Source organism: Campylobacter avium LMG 24591, assembly GCF_002238335.1.
In the GTDB taxonomy this organism is placed as follows: Bacteria; Campylobacterota; Campylobacteria; order Campylobacterales; family Campylobacteraceae; genus Campylobacter_D; species Campylobacter_D avium.
This window is the reverse complement of record NZ_CP022347.1, coordinates 615,972-636,919: the sequence shown is the minus strand read 5'-3', so window position 1 is coordinate 636,919 and position 20,948 is coordinate 615,972. Positions and strand designations below refer to the sequence as shown.

18 protein-coding genes are annotated in these 20,948 nt (G+C 34.1%); 7 read left to right on the top strand and 11 right to left on the bottom strand.

Going from position 1 to position 20,948, the window contains the following annotated elements; translation table 11 throughout:
• Positions 1 to 43: 43 nt before the first annotated feature.
• Positions 44 to 1,213: a peptidoglycan DD-metalloendopeptidase family protein gene (locus tag CAV_RS03300; protein ID WP_094325090.1), complete on the top strand. Its 1,170-nt coding sequence runs from the start codon at positions 44 to 46 to the stop codon at positions 1,211 to 1,213.
• The gene (mgtE, locus tag CAV_RS03295) at positions 1,213 to 2,559 is read left to right on the top strand and encodes a magnesium transporter (RefSeq protein ID WP_245807431.1); all 1,347 of its coding nucleotides are present in this window, start codon (positions 1,213 to 1,215) and stop codon (positions 2,557 to 2,559) included. The genes CAV_RS03300 and mgtE overlap by 1 nt, the downstream gene beginning before the upstream one ends.
• On the opposite strand, the gene CAV_RS03290 is transcribed toward mgtE, so the two are convergent.
• The 3 genes from CAV_RS03290 to rsmH are packed head-to-tail and all read right to left on the bottom strand — an operon-like array spanning position 2,554 to position 5,059.
• On the bottom strand, positions 2,554 to 3,405 hold the full coding sequence (locus tag CAV_RS03290) for an aminotransferase class IV (protein ID WP_094325088.1): 852 nt from the start codon (positions 3,403 to 3,405) through the stop codon (positions 2,554 to 2,556). The genes mgtE and CAV_RS03290 overlap by 6 nt on opposite strands.
• Positions 3,406 to 3,407: 2 nt before the next feature.
• On the bottom strand, positions 3,408 to 4,124 hold the full coding sequence (locus CAV_RS03285; RefSeq protein WP_094325087.1) for a hypothetical protein: 717 nt from the start codon (positions 4,122 to 4,124) through the stop codon (positions 3,408 to 3,410).
• A gap of 8 nt (positions 4,125 to 4,132) precedes the next feature.
• Positions 4,133 to 5,059, bottom strand: coding sequence for a 16S rRNA (cytosine(1402)-N(4))-methyltransferase RsmH (rsmH, locus tag CAV_RS03280; protein WP_094325086.1), 927 nt, complete (start codon positions 5,057 to 5,059; stop codon positions 4,133 to 4,135).
• Positions 5,060 to 5,165: 106 nt separating this feature from the next.
• On the opposite strand from rsmH, the gene CAV_RS03275 reads away from it, so the two are divergent.
• Genes CAV_RS03275 through ftsZ form a run of 3 tightly spaced genes read left to right on the top strand, consistent with a single transcriptional unit; the run spans position 5,166 to position 9,205 of the window.
• Entirely contained in the window at positions 5,166 to 6,659 is a 1,494-nt protein-coding gene (locus CAV_RS03275) for a peptidylprolyl isomerase (protein ID WP_094325085.1), read from the top strand.
• Entirely contained in the window at positions 6,656 to 8,044 is a 1,389-nt protein-coding gene (gene ftsA / locus CAV_RS03270; protein WP_390088574.1) for a cell division protein FtsA, read from the top strand. Before CAV_RS03275 ends, ftsA begins: the two co-directional genes overlap by 4 nt.
• 21 nt (positions 8,045 to 8,065) lie before the next feature.
• The gene (gene ftsZ / locus CAV_RS03265; protein WP_094325083.1) at positions 8,066 to 9,205 is read left to right on the top strand and encodes a cell division protein FtsZ; all 1,140 of its coding nucleotides are present in this window, start codon (positions 8,066 to 8,068) and stop codon (positions 9,203 to 9,205) included.
• A gap of 52 nt (positions 9,206 to 9,257) precedes the next feature.
• Here ftsZ and CAV_RS03260 read toward each other — a convergent pair whose 3' ends face one another.
• From CAV_RS03260 to murJ, 8 genes are read right to left on the bottom strand one after another with little or no spacing between them, the layout of a single operon-like run.
• The gene (locus tag CAV_RS03260) at positions 9,258 to 10,037 is read right to left on the bottom strand and encodes an enoyl-ACP reductase (protein ID WP_094325082.1); all 780 of its coding nucleotides are present in this window, start codon (positions 10,035 to 10,037) and stop codon (positions 9,258 to 9,260) included.
• 40 nt (positions 10,038 to 10,077) lie between these two features.
• Entirely contained in the window at positions 10,078 to 10,674 is a 597-nt protein-coding gene (locus tag CAV_RS03255; protein ID WP_094325081.1) for a methyltransferase family protein, read from the bottom strand.
• A gap of 8 nt (positions 10,675 to 10,682) precedes the next feature.
• On the bottom strand, positions 10,683 to 11,576 hold the full coding sequence (dapA, locus tag CAV_RS03250) for a 4-hydroxy-tetrahydrodipicolinate synthase (RefSeq protein ID WP_094325080.1): 894 nt from the start codon (positions 11,574 to 11,576) through the stop codon (positions 10,683 to 10,685).
• Position 11,577: 1 nt separating this feature from the next.
• Positions 11,578 to 12,819 carry a M16 family metallopeptidase gene (locus CAV_RS03245; protein WP_094325079.1) on the bottom strand — a complete coding sequence of 414 codons (1,242 nt, stop codon included), beginning with the start codon at positions 12,817 to 12,819 and terminating at the stop codon, positions 11,578 to 11,580.
• Positions 12,816 to 13,871, bottom strand: coding sequence for a quinone-dependent dihydroorotate dehydrogenase (locus CAV_RS03240; protein WP_094325078.1), 1,056 nt, complete (start codon positions 13,869 to 13,871; stop codon positions 12,816 to 12,818). The genes CAV_RS03245 and CAV_RS03240 overlap by 4 nt, the downstream gene beginning before the upstream one ends.
• A gap of 43 nt (positions 13,872 to 13,914) precedes the next feature.
• A complete protein-coding gene (locus CAV_RS03235; RefSeq protein ID WP_245807430.1) occupies positions 13,915 to 15,654 on the bottom strand; it encodes an ABC transporter ATP-binding protein in 1,740 nt (579 codons plus the stop codon).
• Positions 15,647 to 17,032, bottom strand: coding sequence for a cysteine--tRNA ligase (gene cysS, locus CAV_RS03230; protein WP_094325077.1), 1,386 nt, complete (start codon positions 17,030 to 17,032; stop codon positions 15,647 to 15,649). Before cysS ends, CAV_RS03235 begins: the two co-directional genes overlap by 8 nt.
• Positions 17,029 to 18,483, bottom strand: a complete 1,455-nt coding sequence (gene murJ / locus CAV_RS03225) for a murein biosynthesis integral membrane protein MurJ (protein ID WP_094325076.1) — start codon at positions 18,481 to 18,483, stop codon at positions 17,029 to 17,031. The genes cysS and murJ overlap by 4 nt, the downstream gene beginning before the upstream one ends.
• Before the next feature lie 74 nt (positions 18,484 to 18,557).
• Between murJ and CAV_RS03220 the strand changes: the two genes are divergently transcribed.
• Complete coding sequence (locus CAV_RS03220; RefSeq protein WP_094325075.1) at positions 18,558 to 20,402, top strand: flagellar assembly protein A; 1,845 nt, start codon at positions 18,558 to 18,560, stop codon at positions 20,400 to 20,402.
• Positions 20,396 to 20,947, top strand: coding sequence for a Holliday junction branch migration protein RuvA (ruvA, locus tag CAV_RS03215; RefSeq protein WP_094325074.1), 552 nt, complete (start codon positions 20,396 to 20,398; stop codon positions 20,945 to 20,947). Before CAV_RS03220 ends, ruvA begins: the two co-directional genes overlap by 7 nt.
• Position 20,948: the final 1 nt, after the last annotated feature.

The window sequence follows — 20,948 nt, the reverse complement described above, 5'->3', positions numbered from 1 at the left end:
AAATAGGCTTTTTTCTAGCTTCACAAAAGGATTAATCATCATTATGAAAAAAATTGCATTGTTTTTTTGTTTATATTTACCGTTATTTTCGCTTTCTGTTATGGAGGAAAGGGAGTGGGCAAAGAATGAATTTTTCCTAAGTTTTTTAGAGCATAATTCCTTGCCCTTGTCTTTGTATTGGGATTTAGACCCGCAAGATAGAGAGCTTGCCTCAGAAATCAAAGAGGGTGAAAAGTATCAAATTTTATGGGATAATGAAAAAAACGAGATAGAGCAAATTTTAATCCCAATAAACGGCTCTGATTTGCAAATTCACATATATAAAGACATAAACGATAAATTCACCCTAAGCTTTACCCCTGTTGCTTACGAAGTGGAAGAAAGGGTGCTTTCTATAGAAATAGAACGTTCTGCATATCAAGATGTTGAAACTATAAGCGGTAGCACCCCACTTGCTAGAGCCATGAGAAACGCTTTTAGAGGAAGTATAGATTTTACAGCTATGCAAAAGGGAGACAAGGTAAGCATACTTTACGAAAGAAAGGAAAGGCTGGGACAAAGATTTGGTGATATAGTGGTTAAAATGGTTACTGTCGAAGTCAATAAAAAGCCTAATAGCGTGTTTTTCTTTAACGATACCTATTATGATGCTAATGGTAAAGAATTAGAATCCTTTTTGCTAACCCAGCCTGTTAAATACACCAGGATAAGCTCTTATTTTACAAGGTCTAGATATCATCCGGTGCTTAGAAAATACCGTGCTCACTTAGGAGTTGATTTTGCAGCACCGACAGGAACTCCCGTTAGAAGTGCAGGAAGCGGGGTTGTAAGCTTTGTAGGAACTAAGGGCGGATACGGCAAAACAGTTCAAGTAAATCACGGACAAGGTTACAGCACGCTTTATGCACATCTTAGTAGATTTGCTGCCATAAAAAGAGGCCAAAAGGTAAAGCAAGGACAAACTATAGCTTATGTTGGCTCAACCGGAGTTAGCACAGGACCTCATCTACACTTTGGTTTATATCTAAATAACAGAGCGATAAATCCTTTATCTGTAGTTAAAATTTCAAGGTCAGAACTAAAAGGCGACAAGAAAAAGGAATTTGAAAATACGATTGTCTTGTATCAAGAAAGATTGCAAGAATTTATAAAAAATAAAAACACAGTTCCTAAAAAAGAATCCTTGCCTTTTGAAAACTATGTGGAGCTTTGATGTCTGAAGCGCTTGATAGTGCAAAAAGCTTTTTAAAAGAAGCCTCTGTTAAAGACTGCAATGCAGATGAGTTGATAGAGGCCTTAAAGCTCGTAAAAGAACTTGATGAAGAATTCTACGAAAACACATTAAAAGCACTAACCATAAACAACCTAGCCAACACAGCTGTTTTAATGCCTGATTATATGCTAAATGACTTGCTTAACTGTTTTAGTACCTCAGCTGTGGCAAAGGCTATCGAAGAGCTTGAAAGCGATGATGCTACCGATTTGATACAAAATTTAGAACACCTTGACGAAAGCAAAGCCAAACTCATCTTAAATAGCATAGAAAAAGAACACAAAAAAGACATATCCTTACTTAAAACTTATGAGCAAAACTCGGCTGGGGCTTACATGCAAACAGAGTTTTTGCAAGCTTTTTTAAATGAGAGCTTGCAAGAGGCTGTGCAAAGATACAAAAAACTTAAGCAAAGCGGGGAATTAGATCAGGTGCAGCAGTTTTTTGTCACCGATGAAAAGGGGGTTTTGCAATACTGCTTGCCTTTTGGAGAGGCTTTGCTGTGGAATTTTGACACCACTTTCAAAGATATTATGAAAGATAATAGCGATAAATTAATAAAAAATTTTGTTTATGATAACGATGATATACATAGCGTTGTAAATTTAGTTAAAAGCTATGATTTAAGCGTTGTAGCCGTGGTTGATAAAAACAAAAATTTGATGGGTCGCATAACTTATGATGATATACATGATTATTTGCAAGAACAAGCCACAGAGCAAATTTACAACCTAGCAGGCGTTTCAGATGAAGCAGAGGAAGAAACAGTAAGTAAGGCTACGCAGGCTAGAGGTTTTTGGCTATTTATAAATCTTTTTACATCTTTGATTTCAGCAAATATCATATCTTTATTTTCAGGAGAAATCGAACAATTAGTAGCCCTTGCAATACTCATGCCTATAGTTGCTTCAATGGGAGGAAACACAGGCTCTCAGGCACTCACAGTTACTGTTAGAAAAATATCCTTAGGAGATATCAAATTTTCTAATGCAAAGCATATTATCTTTAGGGAACTACGAATTTCTTTGTTTAACGGTGCCTTTTTTGCTTGTGTTATGGGACTTGTTGCTTATTTTTGGTTTAATATCACAATGCTAGGTCTTGTAATAGCACTGTCCATGCTTATAAATTTAGGCTTGGCTGGCTTTATAGGCTCGGTAGTACCTCTTACGCTTAAAAAATTAGGCTACGACCCAGCGGTTGGCTCAAGCGTTATCTTAACTGCCTTAACCGATGCCTTGGGATTTTTTAGCTTTTTGCTTTTGGCTAAGATGATTTTATTATAAGGCAAAATACTTACTTTTTCTAGCTTCATCTTGCATATTTTGTATATATCTTTGCATAAGTTTTTTACTAAATTCCCCTACTTCTCCAGAATTTATAAGTCTTTCATCAACCTTTACAACGGGTAGTGTTGGCAATGAAGCAGCGTAAATAAAAACCTCATCGGCATTATAAACATCTTGCATGCTAAAGGCTCTTTCATCTACCTTAAGCCCAAGCTCGCTAGCAAAGCTTAGAATTTTATCGTTTGGTAGCGGTTTGGCAATTAAATTTTTATCTTTTATTATAAAGACTGATGAATTTAAGCTATATGCTATATAGTCATTTTCTACAAAAAAGCCATCATAAGCCTTAGCCTTTGTAATCATTTTTTGGGCATAGCACCGTGCTGCGAAGGAACCACTTTTTTTATATATTTTTTTCCATTGAATCTCAGGCAGTAAAATAATGGTCACGCCGCTTTTTACTAGAGGATTATTTTCTATCTTATACTCATAAACATAGGCCATAATAATTGGCTCAAACCACTCAACAAGGTCAAAATCCTTTGAAGATACTCCCTTGCTTACTTTAAAATATAAGAAACCTTCTTTAAGGGAATTTTTCTCAATAAGCTTTTGCAAATTTTCCTCTAATTCATCCTCATTAAAAACAAAGTCTACAAATTCGGCTTCTAAACTTCTTTTAAGTCTGGCAAAAAATTCATTTTTATATACCAACACCCCAAACATAACAGGAGCTACTTCAACCAAATCAGCAAAGGTAAAAACACTATCAAAATCACTAACTTTTGCCTCATTTTTGTGTAAAAATTCCCCGTCTAAAAACACTATATCCTTTTCTTGCATTTTTACTCCAAATAATCCAAAATTTGATTTTGAAATTTCATATACTCAAGCTCATATCTTAATTCTTTATTCTCCTCGCTTAAAACATCTTCTTGACTTCTTAAGGTTGCTATTTCCCTACTTAGATAATATATATTATTTCTTATGTAAATTTGTGGGATGAACACTATGCAAGCAAAGGCGATTAACAGCATAGAAAATAAAAGATTATTAAAATTTAAGTTTTTTACCTCGGCCATGGCCTGATTATAGCCGTCAAGCAGCATGGTTTTGGTTTTTTCCGAATTTTCGCTTTCTGTATTTTTTACTTCTTTTAGGGCCTTATTTTCTTGTTTTTTTGGCTCTTTTTTTGGAATTTTTATAGTTTGTGGTTTTTCTTGGGCTTTTTTTAAATTTTCTTTCTTTTTTTTTCTATCTTTTTTCTTAAAAAATGCAAAATTAGCCCTCTTTTTTTCCTCCAATTTCACATTTATTAAATCCTTTTTTAAGTAGATATTGCCGCTGCTTTGTTTTTCCTCTTCATATAAGTGATAAAAATCATCAAGGCTATGTTTATTTTTTTTGCTCACTCTTTTTTTTAGTAAATTCTCATCATCTTCTAATTTTACATTAAAATCATCGTCTAAATTTACTTGCTTGCCCTCTTTTATGGCGCGCGAGTATTTAAGCATTTTTTCACGAATACTTTGTCTTTCTTGCAAAAAATCATCATTTAACATTTCAAACCTTAAATAAAATGAAAGACCCTCATTTTAGCACAAGATGAGCGAGAATTCATCTTTATTTCACTAGAACTTGCAACAAGCGGTTTTTTATTTATAATTTTACCTAAACTGTGATTGTTTCCACAAACGCATTTATAAAGATTTTCATCGCATATGCAAGATTTTGCCCATTGTTTAAACGCTGTTTTAACCAAAGCATCCTCTAAAGAATGAAAGGATATGATGAGTAATTTGCAGTTTCTAAGCCCTGCTTTAGACACGGTTTCTAGCAATTCTTGCAAGGCTTTTAGCTCTTGATTTACTTCTATTCTTAGTGCTTGAAAAACAAGAACGGATTTTAAAATAGACCTATTTTTAAGCTTTTCATTACCTATAAGCTGTGCTAGCTCCTTGGCCGAGCTTATGTAATGTTTTTGTCTGTAAGCACAAATTTTCTCAGCTAAATTTTTTGCATCTTTTAACTGAGCATAATTTATAAAAAGCTCTGCTAGCTGTTCTTTGCTATATGTGTTAATGACTGTTTTAGCGTCTAAATCAAGGCTTGTATCCATACGCATATCTAAAAAATTTGACCTTATGCTAAAACCTCTTTCGTCTTTGTCTAGCTGATAGGAAGAAAGCCCTATATCAGCAAGTATCAATCTCAAAGATTTGATTTCATCAGCATTTAATTTTTTAAAAATATCCTTAAAATCACTCTTAAAAATCTTTACCCTATCTTTAAAATTCTTTAACTCCTCTTTAGCAAAAGAAATCGCCTCATCGTCTTTGTCACAAGCTATAAGTTTTGTATTTTTAGTATTTTCTAGCATAGCCTTGCTGTGCCCTGCAAAACCTAAGGTACAGTCAAGCATACAAGCATTTTCATCTATATCTTTTGTGCATTTTAAAACTTCATCCAACAAAACAGGTATATGCTTACAAGACATCCTAAACACTTTTTACTAATTTAATTTAAAATAATAGCAAAATTCTTGTTACATTTTAAACCTTATTAATGTATAATAATGACTTTTAAGCTATATAGGATTTTTAATGATAACTTGGATGCAAAGACACAAAAAATGGCTTGTTGTAACTATTTGGATAAGCGTTATAGCATTTGTTGGTGCTGGTTTTGTCGGCTGGGGTGATTATGATTTTAACACAGACCGTTCCTCTTCGCTTGCTAAAGTGGCAGATGAAAAGGTGAGCCCGGTAGAATTTAGACACAGATATGCTCAAATTTTTTCTTACTATCAAGAGTTAAACAACGGCACACTAACCGAACAGCAAGCAAAAGAAAGGGGCTTGGACGCTCTAGCCTTGCAAACTTTAATAGATGATAAGCTTTTAATCTCCTTTGCCAAAAAACTAGGTATAGGTGTGAGCGATGATGAAATTTTAAGGGTTTTAATAAGTGATGAAAATTTCATGGACCAAAACGGCTTGTTTGATAAAAACCTCTACTACAGCATTCTAGCTCAAAACAACATCAAAACAACGCAGTATGAACAAATGATAGCGGATCAAATTCTACTAAAAAAACTATCTGTCTTGTTTAATGTTCCGGTTTCTAATGAGGACTTGGAAATGTTAGCAGCAAATTTCTTTATGCAAGATGTATTAAGTATCGAGCCTATAAAGGCTGACAAGCTTTCAAACAGCGCTATAAATGAAGAGGAATTGCAAAAATTTTGGAACGAAAGAAAAAATGATTATAAGACCGAAAAACGATATGAGCTTATGACATATTTTATGCCGCTTGATTTATCAAACATAGATGAAAATTCTTTGCAGTCTTTTTATGAGGCAAACAAGCATAATTACAAGGATTTTACAGGTAAAATTTTACCTCTTAACGATGTTAAAGATGATCTTATAAAAGACTACGCTTTTGATAAATACAAAAACGAAGCAAATGTTAAATATATGGCTTTAAACAAGGGAGAGGATAAATTTCAAAAAGATATAAATGTGAGCGAATTTGATGTATTTTTTCCTTTGCAAATTTTGCGAACAGCAAAGCCTGGCGATGTTTTGCGACCATTTAAATTTAAAGAAAATGGAAAAGAAGGCTACATGATAGCCAAGGTTAAATTTATAGATAATGTTAGAACTAAAAGTTTTGAAGAAGCAAGAGAGGAAATTTTACCATCTTACATAAGCTTTAAAAGTAAAGAAATCTTGCAGGAAAAGGCAACAAAGGCTCTTGAAAATTTCAAGGGAAAAAATATCGGCACAGTTAGCAGAGACACAAGCAAAGATTCAATGCGAGTGCCTGATACTGTGATGAATGACGCTGAATTTAGTATTTTTTTAATGAATGTATTTAATCAAGATAAAAAGAAATCCTTCGTGCTTTTTGATGACAAGGCTATCTTGTATGAAATCAAAGACCAAACTTTGTTAAATACCTCAAAAATGGAGCAATACAAGAACAACCTAAAAGAAAATTTAGCCTCCATAAAGGCTTCCTTGCTTAAAGAAAATTTGCTAAAAAAACTCAAGCAAGAACAAAAGATTGAAATTTATTATAAAGGGAATTGAACTTGAATATCTTAGGAATTGATTTAGGCTCAACTCAAACTTGTGCGATTTTAGCACAAAAAGACGAGGATAACCGCCTTAATATCATCGGTTTTGGCAAGGTAAAAACTCAAGGCGTAAAAAAAGGTGCTATAACAAACATAGAAAACGCTTCAAATTCCATAGCTCAAGCAGTAAAAGAAGCGCAAATGGTAGCTGGTATGCACTATGATAAGGTTGTAGTGTCTATATCTGGCGCTTATGCAAAGAGCGTAAATAGCGTTGGGGTTGTTAATATACCAGGAAATGAAATCAGTATAAAAGAAATTCACAGAGCCGTAAGCACAGCAAAACACACTGCTAACATACCTACCGGTTACAGAGTTGTGCATGTTTTACCTTACAGCTTTAAAGTAAATGACCTTGAAAATGTAGATGACCCTCTTGGAATGAGCGGCAACAGACTAGAGGTTTTAACGCATATAGTAATATCTCAGGATTCTCATATCAAAAATTTAGAAAAAGCTGTGGCCTTAGCAAATTTAAGGGTTGATAATCTAGTCTTATCTGGCTATGCTTCCTCCATAGCTTGCTTAGATGACAGCGAAAGAGAGCTCGGAGCTATCTTAGTTGATATGGGTGGTGCAATTTGTGATATAGTGATACATATGGGAAATTCTATAAGATACAACGACTGCCTTTTAATAGGCTCTATAAATATAACTCAGGATTTAGCAGTATCTTTACACACTCCATTAAAAGAGGCTGAGAAAATCAAGCTTAACTACGCAAATTTGTCCCAAGAGCCTGAAAATTTAGTAAAAGTGCCGTCTATTGGCGATGAGAAAAAAATGAATGATGTAAAACTAGAAGTAATTTCTAATGTTATTTACGCAAGGGCTGAAGAAACCTTAATGATCTTAGCAAAAATGCTAAGCGAAAATTCTTACGCAAACAACGCTGGTGCTGGCATAGTATTAACGGGCGGAATGACTAAATTAGCTAGGATTGATGAGCTTAGCTACGCTATGTTTGATAATAAATCTGTGAGAATAGCCTCGGCAACAAATGATTTGATATTTGGTTTTAGCGATGTTATAACAGACCCTGAAAATACTTGTGCTATAGGACTTTGTTTGTATGGGGCTGGGTATTTTACTCCTTATGAGCTTGATTCTAAGGACAAGTTAAGATATAAGGGAGAACCCGAACTATCTAATAAACCCATAAAAAACGAACTATTTGTTGATGAAATAGAGGATGAAAAAAGTGAAAATTATACTGAAAATTCAAAAGAAAATGATACAATAGCACTAAGAGATAGTCTAGAACTTGATAGCGTAAGCAAAGATAAAAAAGATGGTCTTTTGTCTAAGTTTTGGAACAAAATAGTAAATCAATTTTAATTTTTCATAGGAGAGCTGATAATGAAGGAATTTGTTGTTGAAGAAGCACAACACGCAAGAGGAGCTAGGATAAAAATAATAGGCTGCGGCGGTGGCGGCGGAAATATGATTAATCATATGATGAAAACCGGGTTTGACAAATTAAATAAATTAGACTTAATAGCTGCAAATACCGACGGACAAGCTCTTGCAAAATCTTTAGCAAAGACTAAAATTCAACTTGGCGAAAAAACAACTAGAGGCCTTGGCGCTGGTGGTAACCCTGTAGTAGGTGCTGAGAGCGCTAGGGAAAATTATGAAGAATTAAAAGCTTGTTTAGACCAAAGCGATATAGTGTTTATAGCTTCTGGCTTTGGAGGAGGAACCGGAACCGGTGCTGCACCTATAGTAGCTCAAGCTGCAAAAGAAGTTGGTGCCTTAACTGTGTGTGTTATTACAATGCCTTTTAACTTTGAAGGCGCTAGAAAAAAGAAATTAGCAGAAGCTGGACTTGCAGAGCTTAAAAAAGAAAGTGATTCTATCTTAGTAGTTCAAAATGAAAAAGTAAAGAATTTGATAGACAAAACAGCTCCATCTAGCAAGGTTTATGAAATAGTTGATGATGTGCTAGCTAAGGCTGTTAAGGGTATGGTTTCTATACTTGTTGATAATTCAGAAAGAAACGTAGACTTTGCCGATATCAAAAATGCTATGGAGCACAGGGGCTTAGCCTTGATGGGTGTTGGATACGCTCAAGGGCCTAATGCGGCTGAGGAGGCCATGAATAGTGCTTTAGAATCTCCTTTACTAGACGGCTTTAATGTAAAGAAAGCAAAAGGAGTTATCATACACACAAGAAGACATGAGGATTTTCCTTTTATGGCATTGAATGAGGTTTTAGAAAAACTAACTGATATGCTAGAAGAAGATGTTATAGTCAAGCACGGAGACTTAAGTGATAATTCTATGTCTATCGATGAAATTGAAATTACAGTTGTGGCGACAGGTTTTGAGTATAGCAACGCAAATTCACAAAATCCAAAAAAAGATGAGCAAAATATCGCAGAAAATAAAAGAAATTTATATGTTCAAAGTCTTGGAAAAACAGGAACTTTCAATAGAGATGAGGTTTTAGAACATATAGAAAATGTGCCTTCGTGGTTAAGAAATCAAATGGATTGAGCTTTCAATCCATTCCTTAAATTCTCTAAAAATAAAATCAAGTATATTTTTATTATTTAAAAGTGGTTCCGCCGTCTACTATAAAGGTATGACCGGTAACCCAAGAAGCCTTATCAGAACACAAGAACAAACAAGCACCGGCAAGGTCTTGTGGTTGTCCCATCCTGTTTAATGGACTTAAATTTATAGTGGCTTGTTTTACTTCCTCATAGTTTGTAAAAGCTCTTAAAGCGTCGGTTTCTATAGGTCCTCCGCTTACTACATTTACCCTTATGTTTTTATCGCCAAGCTCTGTAGCAGCGTATCTAGCCATAGCTTCAACTGCAGCCTTTGCTGTGCCGTGTCCTGCGTAATTTTCTATATGAACTAAATTTCCGGTAGATGAGATAGAAATAATACTTCCGCCACCCACAGCTTCCATTCTTTTTGCAGCTTGTTGAGCACCTACTACGAAAGCATTAACTGTTGCTGTGAAGATATTGTTTATACCCCTTGGTTTTAGTTTCATAAATTTAGTGTAACCACCAACAACAGCACGACCGGAGATAATGGCATTTGATATGAAAAAGTCCACGCGGTCAAAGTCCTTATCTATCTCTTCAAAAAGCTCTTTGTAGCTTTCGGGCTCTAAGATATTGAAAGGATAAGCCCTTGCTTTTATCTTGTAGTTACTCTCTAAATCTTTTGTAATCTCCTTAGCGAGCTCTTCATTGGCATTATAAGTAAAGGCTATATTTACTCCAGCCTTAGCAAATTCATAGACTATAGCCTTACCAATACCCCTAGTTCCGCCACTTATTACCAGGGTTTTTCCTTTAAAAAAATCACTCATAATCAATCCTTAAAAAATGTTAATTATATCCAAAAATGACTTAAAATAAATAAAATAAATTTGGCAAATAAGCAAAATGATGCAAAAGCTCAACAAAACAAAGCACAAAAAGCCCTAAAGCCCAATTTATCGCTCTTCTTAATTCTTTATGTAAAAATTCAGGCCTCACCTCTATCCTATCCGGGCAGTAAAAATTAGAAAAATTTGGAAAAAATCTAGCTGTTTTTTCCAAAAATTCCAAGTAGGCTTGTCCAAATTTGGAGCTTAAAAACCTTTCTTCTTGTTTTATGGTGTAGTGATATATGATTAAGAAAAATAAGGCTCCAATTATAAGTAAAATGATTTGAGCCTTTATAGCTAAAAGTCCTAAAAAGGCTATGAAAGAAAAAAGATATAAGGGGTTTCTACAAATGCTATAAGCACCATAATCTATAAATTTGCTCCCATCAACACCTTCATTTTTCATACCACCTATAAAAATGGTGGCATAAATTCTGCCTATAATGCCAACAAAAACTAAAAATACGCCTACAATTCTTATGAAATTTGCCGTAAAATCATCATAAGGCGTGTAAGAAATTAAAACCCAAACTATAAAAACAAAGGTAAATATATACTGCCATATAAAACGGTTCATTCTAGTCCTTATTTTAAAACTTCATATTGTTTTAGCACATCTTCTAAGAGCTTCATAGTCTCTAAACTAGGTTCTATCAATGGAAGACGGTATTCTAAGTGCTTAATTATCCCGCTTAGATACATAGCGGCCTTGATTGGAATTGGGTTGCTCTCGCAAAACAAAGCTTTGTTTATATTGTAAAGCTTGTCATTTATAGCCTTTGCCTCTTTATATTTCTCATCTAAGGCTAGATGCGTTAGCTTTGAAATCATATCAGGAAGCAAATTTGAAGTAACCGAGATAACGCCCCTGCCGCCATTTGACAATATAGGATAATTAATAGCATCATCACCGCTTATAAGTATCATTTTAGGCTCATGAGCTAGTAAATCCACGCACTTATCTATGTTGCCGCTTGCTTCTTTAACTCCATATATATTTTCGCAGTCTCTAAACAGTCTTATTATCGTTTGAGTAGCTATATCACAAGCTGTGCGACCAGGGACATTGTATAAAAGCACAGGTATATCAACACTTTTTGCTATTTCTTTATAATGTCTATAAAGCCCTTCTTGCGTTGGTTTGTTGTAATAAGGGCTTACGCTTAAAATTCCATCCGCATTATTATCCTGGGCAAATTTGGCCAAGCCCACGGCCTCGTGAGTGGCGTTACTGCCAGCGCCTGCTAAAACCTTTGCCTTGGTTCCTTTGCAAGCTTCAACCGCTATTTGTATGCAAATTCTATGCTCCTCGTGAGTTAAGGTTGCACTCTCTCCGGTAGTTCCCACAGGAACAACAGCATCTATACCATACGAAATCTGCCTTTTTATAAGGGAGTAATAAGCCTCCTCATCTAGCTTGCCATTCTTAAATGGTGTAATCAGCGCCGTCATAGCACCGGTTATGATATTTGTATCCATGTTAAGCCTTTTTAAGTATTACTGTTGTTGAAAATTTTTCTTTAAAATACCTCTTTGCACAAGATGTTAAGTCTTTTAGCTCTAATTTTTTTATATTTTCTTCATAATTTAAAAGCGGCTTTAAATCTCCCTTTGCTATGTAATCTCCGTAGATGTTCGCCACAGAACTAGCGGTATTTAAAGAAAATACAAAATCCCTTCTTACTTGATTTTTAATTTTTAACAAATCCTCATCTTTAATCTTGCCTTTTTTAAGCTCAGATAAAATTTGCAAAAGCTCTTTTTCTACTTCTTGTGCTTTTATCTTAGGATTGCAAACGCAAATAATTATAAATAAATTCTCATCTATGCTTTCGTTGCAAAATGCGTAAAATTCATTAATCAAAGCCTTTTTATCTATGAGAATTTCTTGTAAAATACAACTTTTACCAGATGAAAGCAAATCGGCTAAGACATTTAAAGCCGCTATGTCTTTATGTTTAAAGGGCGGAATTTTATAAGCTAGTGCTAAAATTTCCGTATCACTTTCCTTTTTTAAGAGCACTCTTTTAGCGCCGTCTTGTTTTGGCTCTTTTTGATGTGGTTTTGGTATGGTTTTTGTATTTTTAATATGCTCAAAATGCTTCTTAGCCAAAGCAAAAACCTCATCACTATTAATATCGCCACTTACCATTAAAAAAGCATTTTTTGGCTGATAATATGTACTATGAAAGTCTTTTATGTCTTCAATTTTCCAATTTAATATATCATCCTTAAAGCCTATGGGAGTCCAGTGGTAAGGGTGATATAAAAAGGCATTGTTAAAAAGTCTAAAATAAAGATAACCAAGAGGATTATTATCAGTTCTCCAAAGTCTTTCTTCAAAAACAACCTTTCTTTCGGGTTGAAATTCCTCATCTTTTAAGTTTAAATTCTGCATAAGCTCAGCAAAAAGCCACAAAGCCTTGTCTAAATTTTGCTTAGAGCATTTTATATAGTAATGCGTGTAGTCAAAGCCTGTGCTAGCGTTATCAACGCCTCCAAAGCCCTTTACTATCTCGTCAAATTCTCCAGCCTTTAAATTTTTAGTGCTTTTGAAATTTAAGTGCTCAAGCATATGAGCTATGCCACTTTTTCCTAAAATTTCATTTCTTGAGCCAACCTTGTAAAAAATATCTACGCTAATTACACCGCTATTTTTATTCACATCAAAGGCATAAACTTCAAGTTTATTTTTCAAAACTTCCTTTTTGTAGGCTATCATTTTATGTTCGCTCCCACGGCTTCTTGGATATTTAAGAATTTATCCTTTTTTAAAAGCTCACATAAGCTTTTGTTGATATCTCTTATTAAAGATGGTCCCTTAAAGACTAAGGCTGTGTAAATTTGTACTAAAGACGCACCATTTTTAATCCTATCATAAGCTTCGTTTGCACTGTCAATACCGCCACTTGATATTAAGACCGTATCTTTAAAAAATTCCTTAGCCAAGGCCTTAAAAAATTTAGAGCTTTTTTCTTTTATAATCTGACCGCTTAAGCCTCCAAAGGTTCTGTTATTATCAAGCAAGGAATAATCTGTGCTCGTGTTTGCTATTATAAAACCGCTTACGCCGTCTTTTAAGCAGTCTTCGCATAAAGTTAAAGCCTCTTTTTGCTTTAAATCAGGCGCTATTTTTATAAAAATAGGCTTGGAGCTTAAATTTTTCGCCTCTTTTAACAAAGATGACAAAAAGTCTTTGTTTTGTAGGGTTCTTAAATTCTTGGTATTAGGAGAGGAAATGTTGATAGTGAAATAATCACAAAAATTATTAAAAGATGAAAGCAAGTTAAGATAATCTTGCAAGGCGTTTTCATTGCTAGTATCTTTATTTTTACCTATATTTGCACCAATAGGCAAAACAAAAGGGTAGCTTTTTTTTAGATTTTGTAAGACCTTAGCCTTGCCTTTATTATTAAAACCCATGGCATTTTGCAAGCTCTCCTCTTTTATAAGCCTAAAAAGCCTAGGTTTATCATTGCCTTTTTGTGCTAAAGGAGTAACAGTGCCAAATTCTAAAAAGCCAAAGCCAAGAGCACACAGACCCTTTAAAATATTTGCATTCTTATCAAAGCCACCCGCGATACCTACCGGATTTGCGAAAAATAAGCCTAAAAGCTCTTGTTTTAACATATCATCATCATAAACATATTTATTTGCCAAAAGATTAAGCAAGGCTGGATGTATAAACTCCAAACCCTTTAAAGAATACTCAGCCAAAGAGTGCGCAAGCTCTGGCTCAAGCTTAAAAAGTATAGGTTTTATCAAATCGTACATGTCTTTCCTTTGAGGAATTCTAGTTAAGAAAGCTTATTTTAACTTAAAAATCCATATTTTTATCTTTTGTTTTAAATTTTTGATAAAGCTCGCATCTTTGCATAAGCTCCTTATCTGTGCCAATGTCTAGAACCTGTCCTTCGTCTAAAACGACTATTTTATCTGCATTTTCTATAGTGCTTAAGCGGTGAGCTACAAGCAAGATCAAATGCTCTTTTTTAAGCTCTTCGATAGTCTTTGTTATGGCCTTTTCGCTTTCATTATCAAGCGCTGAGGTAGCCTCGTCAAATATAAGCAAATCAGGCTTTTTGTATAAGGCCCTTGCTATAGCTATTCTTTGTCTTTGCCCTCCGCTTAAATTTTTGCCGTGCTCTTTTATGATGCTGTAAATTCCGCCCATATTTTCTACAAAATCATAGGCGTTTGCCTCTTTTAAAGCTCTTATAACCTTGTCTTCGTCAAAGTCTTGCGAATAGGCTACATTATCAGCTATGCTTTCGTTGAAAAGGTAGATATTTTGGGTAACTAAGGCTATTTTCAGTCTTAGACTTGCTAGAGTGTAGGAATTTATGTCATCATCATTTAGCAAAATTTCGCCACTTTTTTTATCGTAAAAACGCATTAAAAGATTTATGATAGAGGATTTCCCGCCTCCACTAGCCCCTACTAAGGCTAAAATTTCTCCTTTTTTAAAGTCAAAATTTACACCATTTAAAACCGGCTTTTTTTCTACATACTCAAAATGCACATTTTTAAACCTTATCTCATCTATCTTTTCTAGTTTTTTTACACCATCTTTTATGCTAGGCTTTAAATCAAGTAGATAAAAGGTTCTTTCGCTAGCTGCTACTGCTACTTGAAGCTTTGCGTAGGCTGAGCTTATCTTTTTTACAGGAGTGTAAGCCATGAAAAGTGCTGTTAAAAAGCTAAAAAAGGAATTTATCTCTAGCTCTCCTCTTATAACCTCAGCGCCTCCTATCATGATAACAGCCGCTATGCCAACAGAACCAAAAATATCCATTATAGGACTTACAAGAGAATCTATCCTTGCATTTTTTATAGAAATTTTTGCTAATTCATTGTTTTGGATATTAAATTTATCAAGCTCTTTTTTTTGAGTATTATCTGCTTTTATAAGCTCTAAATTTGAAAAAATTTCACTTAGTCTTGACATCAAATCAGCACCTTTTTCCTGCGACCTTTTGCCGAGTTTTTTAAGCTTTCTTGCAAAAACTGTCAAAATTAAAAGCGAAAAAGGAATTACCACAAGAGCGAAAAAAGCAAGTTTTGGACTTTGATAAATCACCACCGATAAAAGCCCTATAACAGTTATAAGGTCTCTTAAAAATTCAGGGATTATGTTTGAAACTATGCTTTGTAAGGCTCCTATATCGCCTGTGCAGCGGCTCATAAGCTCTCCGCTTCTATACTTATGAAAGAAAGCCATGTCAAGCCTTAGTATGTTTTCAAGCACCTTAGCTCTTAGCTCTTTTAAGATATTTGCGCCTATGTATGAAATAAAATAACTTTGTGTATAAAGTCCTAAATTTTTTAAAAAATAAATAGCTATAACGCCTAAAGGCATTATGTAAAGCATGGTCTCATCTTTTTCTACGAAAATCTTTTTTAAGATGGGGTCTACCATATAAGCACTTCCGCTAGTTCCAGCAGCCGCTAAAAGCATGCCAAACATAGCTAGCACAAAATACCACGTGTATTTTTTATAAAAAGGCTTAAATCTTACAAGCACATCCTTTAAATTCATACTTTTTTGCTTACTCATCTATCTTTTCCCACATAACGCCGTTAGCGGTGTCCATTAAGGCTATATTTTGCTCTAAAAGCTTGAGTCTTATCTCGTCCGCTAGAGCATAATTTTTCTCCTCTTTTGCCTTAGCTCTTAATGAAATTTGCTCCTTAATGTAAGCTTTTTGCTCATCATCTAAGCCAAATTGAAAGTAAGAAAAAGGCTCTAAAAAACCAAAGCCAAAGATTAAAGCACTTTCCCTTAAGCTCTCTTTACAAAGCTCTTTAAATTCTTTATTTTTCGCCTCTTTATCAAGCCTTAAATTTGCCTCATTTATAAACTCATCCAGCAAGGATAGGGCTTTAGATATATTTAAATCATCACTTAAAGCGACTAAGATATCCTTTGCAAGCTTGGTTTTAAGCTCTTTTAAATCCTCTTGCAAGTCATTAAATTCAGCTAAATTTAGCCTTTTTTTAAGTCTATAAAATTTATCAAGCCTCTTTTTTGAAGCCTTTAAATCGCTAACACTGTAGTTAAAATGAGCCCTATAGTGCGAAGATAAAAGATAAAATCTCAAAGCCTCGGCAGGAACATCCTTTAAGCAGTCTTTCACGAAAAAGCTGTTATTTAGGCTTTTGCTCATTTTTTCTCCGTCTATATTTACAAAGCCATTATGAAACCAAATTTTAGCTAGGTTTTTATCTTTTAGACAGCGGCACTGTGCATTTTCATTTTCATGATGCGGAAATAACAAATCAATCCCGCCACAGTGTATATCAACACCATCTTTAAAAATGCTTTCTATCATAGCAACACATTCTGTGTGCCAGCCAGGCCTTCCCTTGCCAAAAGAAGCTTCATAAAATTCATCATCAAATTTCCACAAAACAAAATCGCTGTCATTTCTTTTAAGAGACTGTTTTTCCAGCCTACTTTGCGCCTCGCTTAAGTCTCTTTTTATGAGATGAAAATAAATATTTTCCTTACTAGTATCAAGATAAATTCCATCATCAAGCTTGTAAGTAAAAGATTTAGCACTAAGATTTTCTATAAAAGCAATCATTTCCTTTATATACTGCGTAGCCTTTGGTTTAAAGCTTGGTTCTAAAACATTTAAGGCTTTCATATCGTTTTCATAAGCGTTTATATAGTAAGTTGTAAGCTCTGTTAGGCTTAGTTTGCTATCTTGCATTTTTTGTAAAATTTTATCATCTATATCAGTATAATTTCTAGCAAATAAAACCTTAAAACCGCTATTTTTCAAAACCCTTACGAGCAAATCAACGCACAAAGCAGACCTTGCGTGCCCTAAATGTGCGTAATCATAAACAGTAGGCCCGCACAAGTAAATGCTAACTTCTTTTTTATCCAGCTCTATTTTATTCTTAGTAACACTGTCGCTTAATCTCAAAAATAATCCTTAATAAAAATAAAAGAAGAGATTAGAAAATTCACGAAAACATCTTTAATCTCTACCAAAAACACAGTAAAAATAACAAGAAAAATAATAGCTAAAAATACTTCCTTTAAGGAAAAAAGATTTATAAATTTTTTAAAGCCAAATTCTTTGATATTTGCTAAAAGCAAGTAAATCGCACTTATTGATGAGCTAAGTGCCACTGCTAAAACCTTAAATTCCTCATCTTTAATCAAAAACACACAAGCTATAGCAAAAACAGTGGCTATTAACAAAGACTTAAAGGCTATTATCGCGGCTATTTTTTGCTTAAATTTCGCATAAAGCCATAAAGAAAGGATTTTTTGCAAACCAAAAGGAAGCAAACCTAGCATATAAGCCATTAAAACATAGGCCGTAAGCTCGGTATCCTTGCTACTAAATTCACCCCTTTCAAACAAAAGCTGCGTGATTTCTTTTGCAAAAACTATGCCCACTATGCTTGATAAAAGCAAGATAATGCTTAGTGATGCAAGTGCTCTTCGCATAAACAATAAAGCCATATCCTCTTCGTCATTTTTCAAATGCTTTAAAATTTTTGGAAAAGAAACCTGAGTTAAAGCTATAGCAAAAAGTGCTAGGGGAAGCTGGAAAATTCTATTTGCGTAATAAAGATAAGATATAGAACCAGTAATTAAAAATGAAGCTATGGTAGTATCTATCAAAGAGCTTAGCTGCGTTGCTGATGAGCCTAAAATTCCTTGAAAGAAATTTGAGTAAAATCTTTTTAATTTCACCTTATAACGCTTAAATTTCACGCTTAAACACATGGCCTTTATAACTTTATTATTTTTTAAGGCTAGCAAATGCCATATAAGCTGGGCTAAGCCGCTTAAAACTATGGCGTAAGAAAAATAATAAAGGTTATTATAAGCGTCATTTTTCTCCACAAAAAAGGCGCACAAAACTATGCAAAGATTAAAAAAAGAGCTTGAAAAAGAACTCACAAAAAACTTATGTTCATAATTTAGCAAAGCACTTAGCAAGGTAACCAAAAAAATAAAAAACAAATACCAAAAATTTATGGCAACCAAAGGAGCGGCTATGGCTAAGGTCTGGGCATTAAAACCAAAGGCAAAAATCTTTGTAAAAAATTCAGCAAAAAAACTAACTAAAAGACAGAATAAAAAAACTATAACAGTAAAATGCAGTAAAACTGTTATCGTAAAAGCTCCCTTTTTTTTCGCAGCACTGAAATTTGGCAAAAAGCTTTGATTGAAAGCTCCTTCTGCAAAAATTCGTCTGAAAAAAGCTGGCATTTTAAGTGCCACAAAAAAGACATCACTATAAAGCCCTGCACCTAAAAATAAGGCTAAAATGACATCCCTTGCAAGTCCTAAAACGCGGGAAAATAAAATTCCTAAAGAATTTACTATGAAGTTTTTAAATATTATATTCTTTTTCATAATCTCCTCAAAAAAACTTTTTATTCTAACGAAAATTTGTTAAAATAGACAAACTTTTATGTAAGGGGGTAAAAATGCAAGACATCGTTGTTACTACAAACCCTTATGAAGAGCTTTTAAAATTCAGTGCTAACACAGGAAAAGAGCTTTCAAAGCTTGATTTTACAATACTTGGTTTTTCAACCACTTACACTTTAGAAGGCGAAAGCAAGCAAATAAGCGAAAAGGAATTAAGTATCTTTGATGATGATGAGCTATTTTTAAACGAAAAGTTAGAGCTTCATCAAAGCTATAAAATCAAAATCACCGAGCTAAACGAAGCCTCATCAAAACTTAGCTCAAGCATTTCATTGCAAACAAATAAAGACATAAGCAGCTTAATTCTTTGCCTAGACTTAAGCGAGCTAAACTTTAACACTTCTTTAGCCGTGGAAATTTTGCAAGATGTGTATAAAAAGATGATTAAAGAGGGCTTTTTTTTAAGCATTAGAATTTTTGATTTTAAAAACAAACTAATAAACATCTTGTCCAAATTTAAAGATAATAAATTAAAACAAAAAAAGGTAAAAATTCTCATAGCAAAGGGCGTGAAAACAGTTTCTGCTGAGCAAGAAAAGCTTATATTTGCCTATCAAGATAAGGCAAGAAAGGCACACGGAGTAAATAAAGTAAGCATAATAGGCATAAAAGAAGGAGAATTGGCCTTTAAGCACATAAAACCGGGCAAGTCAAGAAAGGGACGAAATTTAAAGCTTTCTTTTATAGAAGCTAGAGAGCCAAAGGAAAATAAAATAGACTTTTCTTGCTCCGAAAATTTCGAGTTAAAACAAAAAACTAATCCTTTAGAACAAAGTCAAATCGATGAATATATAGCCAAAAAAAGCGGTTTTATAAGCGAAACAGCTGGTAAATTTGATATAGAAACCGAGCTTAATTTATCATCAGTAAATTTTAAAGACACGGGCATAATTTACGCCGGGCTTGATACAGGAGTGAGTTTAAACATAAAAAACGCCTCGCAAATTGATGAAGCTGTTGGTTCTGGCGTTTATATAGAATGCGAAAATGTCCATATAACAGGCAATATAGCCGGCAACACAAACATAAAAGCAAAGAATTTAAAAATCTATGGGCAAACCCACAGCAAAAGTTCGATTGAGGCTGAAAATGCCTATATATCCCTGCACAAAGGACACTTGCAAAGCAATATAGCAGATATAGATGTTTTGGAAAATGCCTATGTAAAGGCCGACACGGCAAAGATTAAAAAAACCTTAGGTTCAACAGTAGAAGCTAACAAGGCCTTAATCATGTCCATATCAAGCAATAACAACATAATTTTTACGCAAACAGTTGTCATAGAGCGCTGCGAGGGAACAAATAACAAATTCTTAGTAAGCATACAGCAAAAAGATAAGGATTATGAAAAAAGATTGCTCGAAATCAAAACAAGGATAGAAAAGATACCAAACATAATTCATTCTTTACAAAGCGATATGAGTTCTAGCAAGATAGCTGTGGAAAAGATTATAAAACAAATTGATTATTTAAAATCTCAGGGACAAAAAATTCCTATGAATTTCTTGCAAATTGTTAGGGATTATCAAAGCTCAAGCAAGGAAGTTCAAGCCTTGGTAAAAGAAGAAGCTGACTTAAAACTAGAAGCAAAAGATATTATCGCGGAGCTTGCTAAGTTGCAAGAAAGTTTATTTGAAGCAAAGCTGATAAACAAAGATGGCAAATGGACTGACATGAATGAGATTAAATTTAAATTTATTTATCCAAACTCAACTATACTTTATTCTACGCGCGCTAATGACAATATCAAATTATTAATGCTTGAAAAAGACTTAGATGATAATGCAAAGCCAAAAATCGTGCATAAAAATGAATTTGATGAAAAGGATACTAAGTGGTAGTTGCTATAGAAGGTGTGATAAGCAAAAAAGAACCAACCTTTGTTGTTATAAAATGTACTAGTGGCGTATCTTACGGGGTTTTTGTATCTTTATTTTGCTCCTCATCGCTAAATCTTGGCTCAAAAACGGAGCTTTTAATCACACAAATCATAAAAGAGGATTCTAATAAATTTTTTGGCTTTTTGGATAAAAACGAACAAATAATGTTTGAATCCTTGCTTAAAGTAAATGGAGTTGGCACAAGCACCGCTATGGCCGTTTGCTCCACACTTACTGTAAATGATTTTTACAAGGCTTTAGGTTCAAACGATGAAAGCGTCCTTAAAAAAGTACCTGGAATTGGCGCTAAAAGTGCTAAACGCATAATTATCGAGCTTGGCGATAAGAAGCTAAATTTAGCACAGGGTGATGAGCTAAATTCTCAAGCCCTAGCCGCACTGCTATCTTTGGGCTTTAAGCAAGATAAAATCTTGCAAACACTTGCTACTTGTGAGTCAAAAGAGCTTAGCACTCTTATAAAAGAAGCTTTAAAAAAACTATCTTAAA